This window comes from Enterococcus mundtii (assembly GCF_002947535.1).
Lineage (GTDB): Bacteria > Bacillota > Bacilli > Lactobacillales > Enterococcaceae > Enterococcus_B > Enterococcus_B mundtii_B.
Window position 1 is genome coordinate 1 of record NZ_PUAP01000002.1, and the last position, 14,096, is coordinate 14,096.

The window sequence follows — 14,096 nt, forward strand, 5'->3', positions numbered from 1 at the left end:
CGCCTTATTTCTCGAGGCTAAACACTTCTGTCCCGCCCTCGTCATACGAACAAATAAAGTAAATCATCAATACAAAAAACGTCAGATCAATTAACAGGAACGTATTGGATATTTGTTAGCATTTCAGGCAAATCTTCTTCTAATTCTGCTAATTTATTCCAAATCAATGTCATTGTCTCAAAAAATTCTTTTGATGATTTGTCCGAATTTAAACTGCCTAATGCATTCAGCCAAAGAAGTTCTAATAAATATGCTTCTTTGATTCCCGTATGTTCTCTGACGAATTCCGAGAACGTTCGTTTGAACAATGAGGCCATGTCTAATTCGGATTTGATAACTACTCCTCTAATACTCTCATGAATCGAGAAAAATTCCTTCAATAAATGAACGACACTAAAAAAATCGTCGATGACGTATTCAGCTAAATATCGATCAAAACATATCGTGATCTCTTCGATAATTTTTTCTTTTAGTATACGGATTGATTTAAAATGTGCATAGATCGGGTAAGTAGAACATCCACAAAAAGATGCTAAACTTCTCGCTGTGATTGTCGATAACCCATTTTCTTCAGCATATACCATACTCTTAAATAGTAAATATTCTTTACTAAAGTTCGTCACTCTTCCCACGAAACCATCCATCCTTTCCGATTATCTTATTCATATCCGGCAATGATTCTTTCTTTAATTTTCCCTTACTATCCAGCTCATCATCTAGTAGGAAAAACTTATGTAAACCATGAAGAAACAAGTTTTGATAAAAAAAAACGATAATAACATATTTCGGGGGTTAAAATATGTCTCTTTGTAATAGAAGCTTGATTTATCTGATACTTCGTCAAAAACAAGTTTTTAAAAATAACAATATCCTCAATTAAATAACAATGCGTTCCCTCAACCGAGTTTATTTAACTGATTCCAACTTGACAAAATAAGCAAAGAAATAAACAATAGAATAGATAACTAATTATTATTTCTTAAAATAACAAGTTATATAATCAAATTCTATTACTATGTGAGAATATCATACATTGAAAACACTTTCCACTCACATTTTATGTCACTACTAGTACACTAATTGTCAGAAAGGAGTCCAACATGTTAATTGATGCAAAAAAGAAAGAGTTATTAGTCCTCTATACGATCACTCAAAAAAGTCAATGTACGTTGAAAGAGCTTGCGGATGAACTGACCATCCCTAAACGGACAATCAAAGAATTGATTCGAAAGTTGAATACTACGATTGAACAGCAATTGAGCATTCCTGCTTTTATTTTCTCTACACACAAAGGAGAAATAACTATATCCGATGAGTACCAAGAAATAAAAATGATGATTTATCACAAACTCAAACTTTTTTATTTAAGAGAATCCAATCGTTTCAACTACTTATTACTTATGGTCAATTATCCCAAAGCGTATGTTCCAAAAAAATATTTATTGGAGCAATTGTACATATCCCACTCTTACTTAGAAAAATTAACACACCAATTGAATGAAACACTTCAAGATTTCGAAATCGAGATCGTTTCATCGCAAGGCTGTTATTTGTTCAAAGGAAACGAATTATTTATCCGACTCTATCTGTTTTTTATTCTATCTGATGCTTTTCAAGGGTTGGAATGGCCTTTTGATAAATTCAAATTGAGTCAACTAAAAAGAGAGCGGCGATTATCCAAAAAATTGCTCGTTTCAAACCATTCACTGAAGTATCAAGAAAATCTGTATTTGTTGATTGCTATTTTTACGCTTCGTACGCAACAATCGTCGTTGATCACATCTGAATCTAATGAGGTTTATGCTATTTTAGAATTGCTACAACAGGTACAAGATGTTTCTGGGAGTTTTAAACATCATTTATTTAAACTTTTACCACATGAAGCAGCTATTGATGAACTCTTGCATTTTAATTTCCTGATCTATTGTTTTTTCCCTAATCTCATTTCAAGTCAGCAAAAAAGTTTGATTGGTTACACTTTGACGAATAAACGTAATCGCCTTTGTATACAAATCACCTTACTGACAAAAGAGCTAGCTCAAGCCTTTCCAGTGATTTCTTCATCTGAAAAAAGGTTTTTCTATAATTACTATCTGATGCTTTCATTGGTTTCTATTTTAATGTTAGGAAATACGACACCCTTTTTCTACTCCTTGCATTTTCCTAAATCAGCACTTGAAGTGGATGAATCGAATGAACAAATACAACTAATCAAGCACATCATCTCTGAAGTTTTTCATGACCACCCAAAAAAAAGCTTGATTATTTATTATTTGAGTAGCTTGATCTACAACCTTTTACAGTCTGAAACAAATGAAAAATTATTGATCTATGTACAGATGAATAAAACACTGACAGGAAATTATCATATCCAAAATCGATTACGACAAGTATTTGACGAGAAAATGATTCGCTTGACAGAAAATCCAGAACAAGCCGATTTGATCGTCACTGATTGGTTCGATAAATTTCATCAAACGAGTAAAATTTTTTACCTTGATCCTAGTAAAGAAAAAGATTTGTGGGTAGATTTAGTCACAAAGATCCAACAACTTTATGTCAATAAAATGATTTGATTCAAAGAAAATAGGAGAAGCCTACGTTACTCTACTGACTGGTCTGTAAAGTAATACCGATTTTCCTAAAATAAAAAAGTGAGTGGATCAGTCTAAATGACTGTCCCTCACTTTTATTAGCTTGTCCTAGTCTCGACGATTACCACCAAAGATCAAAATCAAACGTAGTAATTGTAAGAATGTAGATAGCGCCGCAGCAACATAGGTCAAGGCAGCCGCAAATAGCACATGTTTCGCCATCGGCACCTCTTCTTCTGTCAGTAAGCCACCTTCACTTAAAATTTGGATCGCTCGTCTTGACGCATTGAATTCTACTGGTAGCGTAACAAGTTGAAACAACAACGCCAATGAAAAGGCGAAGATGCCAATGTTGATCAACGTCGTATTCCAGCTAAATAATACACCTACCATGATCAATGGGAACGAAATCATTGAGCCAAAATTTGCGACAGGCACTAATGAAGCTCTGATTTTCAACGGAGCATAGCCAACGGCATCTTGCACTGCATGACCGCATTCATGGGCAGCGACTCCAATTGCAGCAACTGATGTAGATTTTGCAGTAGCTTGCGATAAGCTTAACATCTTGTTCCCTGAATTATAATTGTCCGTCAAATCACCGGCGATTTGTTGGACGCCAACGTTATTGATTTGTTGACTTTGTAAAATGAACTGGGCGGCTTGCGTACCAGTCACATTGTTTTTGCTTCTGATTTTATCATATTTACGAAAGGTACTATTGACGTAAGCAGAAGCGATTCCAGAAATAGCCAATCCAGCAATAACTAAAAGAAGCGTTGGATCCAAGCCATAAAAACCATATCCATACATGATCGTTTCACCCTTTCCTCATTACCTCTATTTTACCATTGTTCGAGTAGAATAATTGTGAAAAGAGATTGAATATTTTAATTTTTTTTGACAAATTCTGATTTCAGCTTCATTGGACCAAACCCTTCGATTTTACAGTCGATATTGTGGTCTCCTTCAACTAAACGGATATTCTTCACCTTTGTTCCTTGTTTGATAGGTGAGGAAGCCCCTTTTACTTTTAAATCCTTGATAACGGTCACGCTGTCGCCGTCTGTTAAACGATTGCCGTTTGCATCGAGCACTACTAGGCCTTCTGCTTCTGTTTCTTCTGATGGTGTCCACTCGTTTCCACATTCAGGACAAATCAATAATCCTCGATCTTCATAAGCATATTCTGACCCACATACTGGGCAATTTGGTACTGTCATGTTGTTTCTCCTTTTTGTTCGTTATTGAGCAATATTATAACGGAAAAATAACAGTTTGGAAAGAGCAATTTACTATTGGGAACCATAGAGTGCCTATGCTGATTTGGTCTCATTGAGCATGAGTTTACATATTCCTGATAAAAAAGACAATCAACGCCAATTATTAATAAGAGGCGGGACAGAAGTAGTCTGATCTCCAAAGAGGTTCCTTCTGTCCCCACCATTTATTCGTTCCAAAAGTAACAGATAAAAGTGAATGCTAGGTTTGTATCGAATTCTTTATTTCCTACTTAGAGCAGATTTTTTAACGTGCATAATTCGTGCAGGCTTCTTGTATTTCTCTGTAGATCTCTGCTACTTCTTCGAGGTCTTTTGCATTTGCGCCACTTGCCAAGGGATGCCCGCCACCATGATGTCGCTTGGCGATCTCGTTGATGACTGGTCCTTTTGAACGTAAACGTACACGATAATAGCCTTCTGGTTGCTCGACAAAAATCGCCCAAGCTAACACTTCGTCAATGACACCAGGTAAAGAGACGACAGATGCGGTCTCTGAATCGACGATGCCATATTTCCCTAACAATTCTTGTGACAAGATTACTTTTCCGGCACCTTTTTCGTCAACTTCGATCGTTTGATAGACACAACCGGATAGTTTCGCTACTTTCATGGTGATTTGTTCGATTTCACGATTCAATTGGCTTGCATCGAAAGAATACTTTCTTAACGCTGCTGCTATTTCTAACGTGCGACCTGTTGTTGAAGGATATAAGAACCTTCCAGTATCACCAACGATGCCAGCATACAACAAGCGGGCAGAGTTGTCATTCAACTTCAGCGCATTGGGGAACATCAAAGCAAACTCAGCGATCATTTCACTACAACTGCTGGCTTTCGTATCTACCCAAAGTAAATCGCCATAGGGTTCATCATTCGGATGATGATCGATTTTGATCACTTGCTCTCCTAAGGAATAGCGCTTGTCATCAATACGTGGCGCATTCGCTGTGTCTGTTACAATAACTAATGCCCCTTGATAAAAAGCATCATCGACTTCTTGCATTTCTGTTAAATAACGCAAGCCTTCAACGTCTTTTCCCACTTGACGAATATCTTTTTCTGGAAAACTATTACGTAATAACTCGGCTAATCCCACTTGTGAACCTAAAGCATCTGGATCAGGTCTTTGATGTCGGTGGATCACGATTTTTTGATATTTCTTGATTTCATTCAAAATCTCTTCTTGTATGGTCATTTTCTTTCCTACTCTCTACGAACGTTCCATCACTTGGCAAACGACAATGGCTTTAGCCACGATCGTGTTTTCTATAAATACTTCTACATCGAGTTTAGCGGACCTTCTACCGATTTCCAAAACTCTTGGACGAATGTCTAACTCACTTTCGATCTGGATCAGACGAAGGTAATGCAGATTCATTTGCTCCAACAAGATATTTCTTCGTTGGTTCATGATCATTGTTTTTTGCGCAACATCTGAAATGATTTCACTTAACACCCCAAAAGAAATCGTTCCAACACCTGTCACCATTTGTGGCGAAACCTCAAATTTGAACTTAGGTGTCGTCAATCGATTGCCTTCACGGTCTGTATCGATCGTTTGGATCGCACCGGAAATCTGATCAGAGATCGTATCAGCGATTTGCGGTTGTCGTTGCACCAATTGCATCGCCTTCATGACATCTTGACGTGTGATCAATCCTTCTAAGGTCAAATCATCGGAAACCACTGGCATGACTTCTAAGCCATCCCAAATCATTTGATGTCCGACAGAAGCGACGCTCATCGTTTTCTTGACACTGATTGGATCTTTGGTCATGACCCGATCAATGACTTGGGTCGGTGCTTTACCTACGACATCTTTTGCCGTAATGATCCCCATCAGGCGCATGTGATGATTCACTACCGGGAAACGAGAATGTTGGGTTTCTTCTGAAATCCGTTGATAATCAGCTACCGTATCCGACTGTAATAAATAATGTGTTTTCTGAGCAGTCAGATAAATATCACCGACGAGCATGATGTCTTTTTTGATGAGTTGATCACTAAGCGCTCGGTTGATCATCGTCGCTACGGTAAAGGTATCATAAGTCGTGCGTAAAATCGGCATGGCTAATTCATCCGCTAATTGAGCGATCTCAGGTGTCGTATCAAAACCACCCGTAATCAACACCGCCGCTCCATCTTCGAGCGCTAACTTTTGTACTTCTGTACGGTTACCAACGATCATCAATGAACCTGGAGTGATGTAGCGTTCCATCGCGTGTTCGGTCATCGCACCAATGACAAATTTATTCAAGACTTTATCTAGACCGACTGCCCCTCCTAAGACATCACCTTCAATGATCCGCACGACTTCTCCAAATGTCAATCGTTCGATATTTTTCTTCAATTTGCGTTCGATCCGAATGGTTCCTACTCGTTGGATCGTGGACACTAAGCCTACATTTTCAGCATCTTTGATTGCTCGGTAAGCCGTTCCTTCACTGACGTTCAATTCTTTCGCAATACTACGGACAGATATTCGATTCCCCACTGGCAGGCTTTCGATATATTCTAAAATCAGATCATGTTTTGTCGCCATCTCTTTCCCCTACACTTCCAGCGTTTCCGAAACGCTCATTATTTTTCCTTCTGTATCTACTAATAAATCGATGAATACTTGCGGATCTTGTTCAATGACAGGAAAGGTATTGTAATGGATCGGTACGACTTTCTTCGCTTTGATTCGCTTCGCCGCACGAGCCGCATCTTCAGGCCCCATTGTATAATTGTCGCCAATCGGTAAAAAGGCTACATCGATCGTAAACTGTTCACCTAAAAGCGCCAAATCGCTAAAATCTGCGGTATCTCCCGCATGATAAATCGTTCTTCCTTCTGCTTGGATCAAAATACCACTCGGTTCTCCCATATAGCGTGGAACACCATCGATTTCGAGACTTGAGCTATGTTGTGCATGGACGAATTTGACTGTGCCGAAAAGAAACTCCCTTTTACCACCGATATTCATCCCAAAAGAGTTTGCTCCTTGTTGTTGTGCATAATCAGCGATTTCGACAATACTGATGATAGTCGCCTCATTGTTCTTCGCAATCGGCAACATGTCACCAATATGATCATTGTGCCCATGGGTGACCAGTATCCAGTCTGCTTTGACTTCATCCACCTTTAAATCAGTCATAGGATTGCCAGTAATAAATGGATCTATCAGCACTTTTTGGCCATTTTGCATTTCAAGAGAAATACAAGAATGTCCATGATAAGTAATCTTCATCTTCTCACTCCTCAACATTTTGGTCACTGACTCTTTCGATTTTGGTTTGATCATTCATACATTTAGTAGTACAGTATATCCTACTTAATTGTAACAGATAACACAGGTTGTACCAAGTCTCAAGTGAGCGTGTACTTATCACTGAACACCTGAATAAGGGAATGTTTCGTGGAGAATCAATAGTTTCTATTTATTGTTTGATCACTGTGATTAAATCCAGAACGACTACGGATTAGTTATGATACTAAAATAAAAAAATACCAATAGTAGAAATCAAGAATCTAGTTTCTACTATTGGTATTTTTATTTAAGTTTAAATATTTTTATAAGCCTTACAAGTTTGAACAGATCCGCGACACTTTCTTAAGTAGAACAATGATGAAAAAAAACGGAGTTTGCTAACTATTTTGAGAATTATTTCTTTTCTAGTTTAGTGATCAAGAATTTTTTTAAGATATTTTCAGCATTTAGTAGGCCATAATCTTTCATGTCTATCACTTCAATAATCTTTGTAGGGTACTCTTTTATGATAGTTTCTTTCATCGAAGACAGCTCTGGAGATAACAGAATGACATCAGCAGTCTTTGCAAATTGTTCCAACTTAGAAATGCTCTGCATGTCAACATGCACAAGTAAATGTTGTTTTTTTGCGAAGTTATTCATTTTTGTTACTAACAAATTGGTATAAAGGGTACTATCTGTACTCATTGAAGTTACGCCAAAAACGATGATCTGTTTCTCTTTCATTTGATCATTTCCCAAAACAAGTTCCTTTTTCATTGTAGACTCTTCCACCTTTCAATAGTGTATATTTAATAATCTCGCTCCTATAAAATAAAAGCTATACCAAACATATTCATCATCTGAACATCCTTTGATACAGCTTTTCATTTTTTTATCTTTTGCCGCGACGTTGTGTCGCTTCCATGATGACTGGTAAAATCACTGGGCGGCGTTTGGTTTGTTCAAACAAATAGCGACCTAATTGATCACGTATTTCTTGTTTCAGCTTGCTCCACTCGAAATCATCGCTTTCTAAATGTTTCCCTACGATGGTTTCGATCATGTTGCTACTTTCATTGATCAAATCACGACTTGCTTTGACATAAACAAATCCTCGTGAAGTGATTTGCGGTTTTGAGACGATTTTCTTTTCGCGACGACTGATTGTCACTACTGCAACAAAAATACCGTCTTCAGATAAGATTTTACGGTCGCGTAAGACGATGTTTCCAATATCACCAACACCTAGTCCGTCGATCATGACATTTTCAGCACTTGTCGTACCTGCCACACTCATCCGCTTGTTTTTATATTCTAAAATATCCCCACGTCCTGTGATATAGATATTTTTATAAGGGATACCAACTGCATGGGCTAAGTCTGCATGGGCAGCTAGTTCACGGTATTCTCCTTGAACTGGGATGAAATATTTAGGTTTCATAAAGTTCAACATCAATTGTAAGTCATTAGGATTGGCATGACCAGAAACCCGCAGATTGTCAGAGATTTGTTTGACTATTCCACCTGCTCGGTAAATGATATCTTCTGTCTTAGCAACCATTGTTTCCATCGCAATACTTGGTGTCGTTGTGATATAAACAAGATCGCCTTCTTTGATTTTGATATGACGGTGCGCGCCATTTGCCATTTTTTGTAAAGACTTGATCGGTTCACCCATACGGCCTGTTTCTAAAATGATCAGTTCTTCAGGCTCATAGTTTTTCATATCTTTTAATGTGACCAATAGGTCTTCACTTGGTAATTGAAGTTTTTCTAAGCGCATAGCTGTTCGGATGATCCGTTCAAAGTCTTGCCCAGTCAACACGACCTTACGTCCTGCTTTGGCAGCGGCGTCTAAGATTTGTTGGACACGTTGAAGATTACTTGCAACACAAGCAACGATGATCCGTCCTTCCCAATATTTGATCGTATCAAATACTTCATCAGCGATTTGGAACTCAGAAGCAACAGGTGTCGCATTTTCTGCATTTGCTGATTCACTCAGTAAAGCTAACACGCCTTCTTTCCCGATCTCTGCTAAACGGGCGTAATCCGTTTGGTACATTGGGATCGCCATTTGGTCAAATTTGAAATCACCCGTATAAACGATATTTCCTTCTTGGGTTTTCAAATTGATCCCGATTGAATCTGGGATCGTATGAGTGGTGCGGAAGAAGCTAACGATCGTTTCACCGAAATCGATCTCTGTATGTTCATCCACCACATGGAAATCCTTGAATCCTTTTGCAGCATCATTGCGATTGACATTCAATTTTGCCAATTCGATCGTCAATTCTGTTCCGAACACAGGTACAGAAATCTTTGACAATAAATAAGGCAACGCCCCAATCGCATCTGCGTGACCGTGTGTTAGAAAGACACCTGCTACACGATCGACATTATCTTCTAAATACGTAAAATCAGGAATGACAACGTCAATCCCTAATAATTCGTTTTCAGGATACTTTAGACCACAGTCTAAAATAAAAATAGCTTCCCCTACTTCTGCAATGTACAAATTTTTTCCATTTTCGCGTACACCGCCTAAAGGGATAATCTTAATGGTACTCACAAATTTCACCTCTTCTTATGACATCTTCATTTAACGATGTCGATTCTCTATTTTATTTAAACGATCCATTTTCTGAGCGCCTGGTTTTCGGATGATTTCATTAAGTACTAAAATCCATCTTAATTTTACAGGCGTTTAGGATCTTTTTTTGACACAAAAAAATCGGGATTGCTTCAGTTGCTCGATCAACTGCTCCACATCATTATACAACAAATCAAACAAATCGCTAGCATGTACGATTGTTTCTGTCTCCATGTTTTTCCCAGACCATTTTTTCTTCTTTCATTTTAGAAGATACTTCGTCTATTTTACCATAAATTACTCAATAACTATAGAATGTTTTTCATTTCCTACTCCATTTGACTTGTTTTTAGCTTTCAACTGTTTCTGGCCGTGGTCTCTTTTTAAGGTAGGCTTAAGCTACTCCCTTTATTCTATTTTTGTACTCATTTCGAAAGGAGATCGAACCAATGAATTTTTTCAAACGAGCATTAAAAAGTACAAAAGTAAAATGGGGGCGTTCTTTACTCTTATTGGCAGTTTTTACAGCAATCCTTGTCTTCGTTCTTGCTGGGCTAACCATACGTAGTGCAGCACAACAAGCAGCAGAGCAAGCTCAAAAAGATGTCGGTGCAACTGTCACTTTAAGTGCAAATCGTGAAGCGGCTTTCCAAAAACAAACGGAGGCAACTGATACTGAATCAAGTGGTCGACCAGATCCTGGAAGTTTCTCCCTCACACCTGTTTCAGTCAGCGATGCAGAAAAGATTGCAGCACTAGATAATGTAGCAAGTTTTTCCTTCGAAAGCTCCGCATCAGCTTTAGCAAATAGCGGGATCACCGCCATTTCAAGCTCTGACACCTCAGAAACATCAGAAGAAACTAATACTGATACTGCGACTGATGCTGCACCAAACGGCGAAAACATGGGTGGAGACATGGGTGGCAAACCACAAATGATGCAAGCAGATTTTCAAGTCAGTGGGGTATCCAATACAGCCCAAACGAGTGGCTTTACGGATGGCACAGCAAAAATCATCGAAGGTGAAGGAATCACTGAAAGCGACAAAGATACGAACAATGTCGTGATCGACTCTACTTTAGCTAGCGCGAATGACTTATCCGTAGGGGATACTTTCGTTATTACTAGCACTGAAGATGAAGAAACGACTTATGAAATGACGATCAAAGGAATCTATGAATCGAGTGAAACAAGTAGTAGCATGGGAATGAATTTCAATTTCATGAATCCAGCGAACACTTTGTATACTTATTATACATTTGCCAATACTTTGAATGGCTCGACAGAAAATGACACAATCGATTCTGCAGTTTACACGCTGACCGATCCCAATAAAATGGCAGACTTTATCACTGAAGCAGAAAACTTGATCGATACTTCAACGTTCAGTCTTCAATCAAACGATACGATGTTCCAAGCAATGCTTGAACCACTTAACAACGTAGCTAGCTTTTCAAAAAATGTCGTTTTACTCGTTGCGGTTGCTGGCATCATTATTTTGACTTTGATCATTATGATCACGATTCGTGAACGTCGGCATGAATTAGGGGTATTGCTTTCATTAGGTGAATCCAGAAGTAAAATCGTTCTTCAATTGTTTACAGAAGTGGCCATATGTATGATCGTCGCGTTAGGTGTGGCTTCATTCAGTGGAAATGTCGTTGCAAATGCTGTCGGTCAACAGTTGCTTGATCAACAAACTGAAACAACAACCAACTCACCTGCCGAGCAACAAGGCGATCAAATGCCTGGTGGTGGCAATCGTGGGCCTGGCGGACAACCCGATGGAGCTAGTAATCCATTTACCGTTTCAGAACAAGTAAGCGACCTCGAGATCGCCGTTCAACCAGCCCAACTCGGCCTTCTAGCAGCTGTTGCATTTGGGATCAGCTTACTCTCAGTTTTTCTAGCTTCAATCGGCATACTGCGACTAAATCCACGAAAAATCTTATTAAACTAAAGGAGGAATTAGATGTTACGTACAGAAAACTTGAGCTTCTGGTATCAAAATCCAACAGAGGCGCTTTATAAAGATGTGAATTTGTCCTTTGATAAAGGGAAAATGTATGCCATATTAGGGGCAAGTGGTTCAGGAAAGACGACCTTTCTTTCGTTGATCTCAGGACTTGATACACCAAAAGAAGGCGCTGTTTATTACGAAGAGCGATCTTTAGCTAAAATAGGACTACGGAATTATCGTAAAAATGATGTATCGATCATTTTTCAAGCGTACAACTTATTGCCTTACCTTTCAGCTCTTGATAACGTCATTACCGCCATGGAAATTTCGAATACCCCGCAAAAAGATTATCGGCAAGTTGCACTTGATCGGCTAGCACGGGTTGGGATAAATGAAACCCTCGCAAAACAGCAAGTCACTAAATTGTCTGGGGGACAACAACAACGTGTAGCAATCGTTCGAGCGATTTGTTGCGAACATCAGTTGATCATTGCGGATGAACCAACAGGAAACCTCGATGAAACGACTTCACAAGAAATCGTTCAACTCTTCCAAGAAATCGCTCACGAACAAAATCGCTGTATCATCATTGTGACACACGAATTAGAAGTGGCAAAAAAATGTGATGAAGTCTTTGAATTAAAGAACAAAACATTCGCATCCATTGATATTGGATAACCGCTAAAAAAGCGTCCTCCTTATTGGTAGGACGCTTTTTTATAAGAATTTACAAGTAGACTATTTATGGTCTTTTTTTGAAAATTTTTCTTTTACATCTTCAAAGCCTTCTTTGATTTCATCGCCGATATTACGAGCTTTGCTCTTGATATCCGCACCTGCAGATTGGGCTTTACCTTTTGTTTCTTTGCTTCTGTCGCCTGTTGCTTTTCCATAGGCTTCTTTGCCTTCACCTGCAACTTTGTCTTTCAAATCTTTAGAGCGTCCTTCTAAATCTGCCATGATATTTCCTCCTCTAAAATTTGTCTTATCTAACTGCTTTTAGAGTAACACCAATTATAAAAACAAACAAACAGTATGCTTATCCCAGCATTCAGCTCGTTGCAATCGTTTGCTCAAACGTTCCCCAAACCTTCACTTGTTTTTCTTGGACCATGACGATGCCATTAGCAATCACTGTATCGATCTCTAAGGTTTCTTTATCAAGTAGGCACAGATCCGCATCTTTCCCGACAGCGATTCTTCCCTTTTGGTCCAATTTAAGGACTCTTGCAGGATTACAAGTCACTGCTCGTAAGGCAATGTCTAAGGGAATGTCTTCTTTTTGAACGGCTTCTTTGATACCAACTAATAAGGATCTCGCACTACCAACGCCCATACCGATAAAACGGTTCTCTTGGTCAAAATATGGGAGACTGCCTTGTCCATCGGAAGTCAAAGTGAAGTTATCAAGAGATACTTGTGCTTCTAATAACTGCTTCAATGCTTTACTAAACCGGACTTCGCCATCGGTCTTTTCCCAAAAGTCAGGATCTTCACTTGCAGTGAAGTCGATGGTTCCACCTTTCTTTGCAAATTCGATACATGCAGCTAATAATTCAGTCGTCCGATTCGCATGGGTCGGATAAAACTGAGTGATAGGAATTTCTGTCTCTTCCACCACACGATCTAGCAATTCTAGTTTTCTTCGTCCACCACCTAAATGGACATTCACGATTCCTGCTTTACCTGATAACATGCCACCAACACGAGCATCCGCCACTGCTCGAGCAAACTCGTCGAATGTTGGTTGGGAAGAGCGATGATCAGAAACAGCGATTTCTCCGATTCCGATAATCTTATCAATGGTAAGAAAATCTTTGATCAATGAATCAGTGACCGTTTTGACTGGTAACCGATAAGACCCCACATAAACATACGTAGTCAATCCTTCTGCCTCTAATCCTCTTGCTTTACTGATCAAAGCAGTCATATCTCGACCCTCACCATCTGTGCCGATACAACCTACGACTGTTGTCACTCCTGCTGTCGTTAATTGACTAAGTGTGACTTCTGGTGTGCGATTATGATAGCCACCTTCACCGCCACCACCTAAAATATGGAAATGGGCATCAATAAAACCTGGGGTCAAGAGTTTCCCTTCACCGGAAATTTCTTCCACGCTCAATTCTTCGTAACCGCCGGATAGTTGATTTTCCAAGGCAACGATTTTATTTCCTGCCACTAACACATCCTTCTTACCAAGATATTCTGGTGCATAGACTTCGATTTGTCGAATGAGTTTCATCCGTGATCCTCCTTATAAAATAGTCTGTACCCTTTCATACACACGAAAGGTTGTTTAATAAGCAATCCATCGTTCTTTCGGAAATAAGCGAGAAAATCCCAAAATATGAAGATACTTTCGGGTTTTCTCGCTTATTATCTCATAGTTACACATGGGTAACATAACTTCTTTAATTGCTATAAATC

At 39.0% G+C, this 14,096-nt stretch carries 13 protein-coding genes; 3 read left to right on the top strand and 10 right to left on the bottom strand.

The genetic code is table 11. From position 1 onward, the window contains the following. Positions 1 to 86 precede the first annotated feature (86 nt). Positions 87 to 632, bottom strand: coding sequence for a hypothetical protein (locus CUS89_RS00030; protein WP_104870540.1), 546 nt, complete (start codon positions 630 to 632; stop codon positions 87 to 89). Positions 633 to 1,100: 468 nt separating this feature from the next. Here CUS89_RS00030 and CUS89_RS00035 point away from each other — a divergent pair, with 468 nt between their 5' ends. Next, complete coding sequence (locus CUS89_RS00035) at positions 1,101 to 2,576, top strand: helix-turn-helix domain-containing protein (RefSeq protein WP_104870541.1); 1,476 nt, start codon at positions 1,101 to 1,103, stop codon at positions 2,574 to 2,576. 126 nt (positions 2,577 to 2,702) lie between these two features. On the opposite strand, the gene CUS89_RS00040 is transcribed toward CUS89_RS00035, so the two are convergent. The 7 genes from CUS89_RS00040 to CUS89_RS00070 all read right to left on the bottom strand — a co-directional run bounded on the left by CUS89_RS00040 (position 2,703) and on the right by CUS89_RS00070 (position 9,684). Beyond that, positions 2,703 to 3,407, bottom strand: a complete 705-nt coding sequence (locus tag CUS89_RS00040; RefSeq protein WP_104870542.1) for a zinc metallopeptidase — start codon at positions 3,405 to 3,407, stop codon at positions 2,703 to 2,705. Between the two features lie 77 nt (positions 3,408 to 3,484). Beyond that, positions 3,485 to 3,817, bottom strand: a complete 333-nt coding sequence (locus tag CUS89_RS00045; protein ID WP_034688843.1) for a zinc ribbon domain-containing protein YjdM — start codon at positions 3,815 to 3,817, stop codon at positions 3,485 to 3,487. Positions 3,818 to 4,121: 304 nt separating this feature from the next. Further along, the gene (locus CUS89_RS00050; RefSeq protein WP_104870543.1) at positions 4,122 to 5,072 is read right to left on the bottom strand and encodes a DHH family phosphoesterase; all 951 of its coding nucleotides are present in this window, start codon (positions 5,070 to 5,072) and stop codon (positions 4,122 to 4,124) included. A 15-nt stretch (positions 5,073 to 5,087) separates the two neighbouring features. Continuing rightward, positions 5,088 to 6,419, bottom strand: a complete 1,332-nt coding sequence (locus tag CUS89_RS00055; protein ID WP_019723185.1) for a DRTGG domain-containing protein — start codon at positions 6,417 to 6,419, stop codon at positions 5,088 to 5,090. Positions 6,420 to 6,428: 9 nt separating this feature from the next. Continuing rightward, positions 6,429 to 7,109, bottom strand: a complete 681-nt coding sequence (locus CUS89_RS00060; protein WP_104870544.1) for a metal-dependent hydrolase — start codon at positions 7,107 to 7,109, stop codon at positions 6,429 to 6,431. 414 nt (positions 7,110 to 7,523) lie between these two features. Beyond that, positions 7,524 to 7,889 carry a hypothetical protein gene (locus tag CUS89_RS00065; RefSeq protein WP_104870545.1) on the bottom strand — a complete coding sequence of 122 codons (366 nt, stop codon included), beginning with the start codon at positions 7,887 to 7,889 and terminating at the stop codon, positions 7,524 to 7,526. Positions 7,890 to 8,004: 115 nt separating this feature from the next. Beyond that, positions 8,005 to 9,684 carry a ribonuclease J gene (locus CUS89_RS00070; RefSeq protein ID WP_104870546.1) on the bottom strand — a complete coding sequence of 560 codons (1,680 nt, stop codon included), beginning with the start codon at positions 9,682 to 9,684 and terminating at the stop codon, positions 8,005 to 8,007. Between the two features lie 470 nt (positions 9,685 to 10,154). Between CUS89_RS00070 and CUS89_RS00075 the strand changes: the two genes are divergently transcribed. Then, positions 10,155 to 11,666 carry an ABC transporter permease gene (locus CUS89_RS00075; protein ID WP_104870547.1) on the top strand — a complete coding sequence of 504 codons (1,512 nt, stop codon included), beginning with the start codon at positions 10,155 to 10,157 and terminating at the stop codon, positions 11,664 to 11,666. A 12-nt stretch (positions 11,667 to 11,678) separates the two neighbouring features. Then, the gene (locus tag CUS89_RS00080) at positions 11,679 to 12,344 is read left to right on the top strand and encodes an ABC transporter ATP-binding protein (RefSeq protein WP_104870548.1); all 666 of its coding nucleotides are present in this window, start codon (positions 11,679 to 11,681) and stop codon (positions 12,342 to 12,344) included. A gap of 60 nt (positions 12,345 to 12,404) precedes the next feature. Here the strand turns inward: CUS89_RS00080 and CUS89_RS00085 are convergent, their stop codons facing one another. Then, a complete protein-coding gene (locus CUS89_RS00085) occupies positions 12,405 to 12,626 on the bottom strand; it encodes a CsbD family protein (RefSeq protein ID WP_104870549.1) in 222 nt (73 codons plus the stop codon). A gap of 91 nt (positions 12,627 to 12,717) precedes the next feature. Further along, complete coding sequence (gene iadA / locus CUS89_RS00090; RefSeq protein WP_104870550.1) at positions 12,718 to 13,911, bottom strand: beta-aspartyl-peptidase; 1,194 nt, start codon at positions 13,909 to 13,911, stop codon at positions 12,718 to 12,720. Between the last annotated feature and the right edge of the window lie 185 nt (positions 13,912 to 14,096).

Excerpts from the sequence above, each read along its gene's own strand:
- CUS89_RS00035 (WP_104870541.1), top strand. The coding sequence starts at position 1,101 with ATGTTAATTGATGCAAAAAAGAAAGAGTTATTAGTCCTCTATACGATC.
- CUS89_RS00040 (WP_104870542.1), bottom strand. The coding sequence starts at position 3,407 with ATGTATGGATATGGTTTTTATGGCTTGGATCCAACGCTTCTTTTAGTT.
- CUS89_RS00045 (WP_034688843.1), bottom strand. The coding sequence starts at position 3,817 with ATGACAGTACCAAATTGCCCAGTATGTGGGTCAGAATATGCTTATGAA.
- CUS89_RS00050 (WP_104870543.1), bottom strand. The coding sequence starts at position 5,072 with ATGACCATACAAGAAGAGATTTTGAATGAAATCAAGAAATATCAAAAA.
- CUS89_RS00055 (WP_019723185.1), bottom strand. The coding sequence starts at position 6,419 with ATGGCGACAAAACATGATCTGATTTTAGAATATATCGAAAGCCTGCCA.
- CUS89_RS00060 (WP_104870544.1), bottom strand. The coding sequence starts at position 7,109 with ATGAAGATTACTTATCATGGACATTCTTGTATTTCTCTTGAAATGCAA.
- CUS89_RS00065 (WP_104870545.1), bottom strand. The coding sequence starts at position 7,889 with ATGAAAAAGGAACTTGTTTTGGGAAATGATCAAATGAAAGAGAAACAG.
- CUS89_RS00075 (WP_104870547.1), top strand. The coding sequence starts at position 10,155 with ATGAATTTTTTCAAACGAGCATTAAAAAGTACAAAAGTAAAATGGGGG.
- CUS89_RS00080 (WP_104870548.1), top strand. The coding sequence starts at position 11,679 with ATGTTACGTACAGAAAACTTGAGCTTCTGGTATCAAAATCCAACAGAG.
- CUS89_RS00085 (WP_104870549.1), bottom strand. The coding sequence starts at position 12,626 with ATGGCAGATTTAGAAGGACGCTCTAAAGATTTGAAAGACAAAGTTGCA.
- iadA (WP_104870550.1), bottom strand. The coding sequence starts at position 13,911 with ATGAAACTCATTCGACAAATCGAAGTCTATGCACCAGAATATCTTGGT.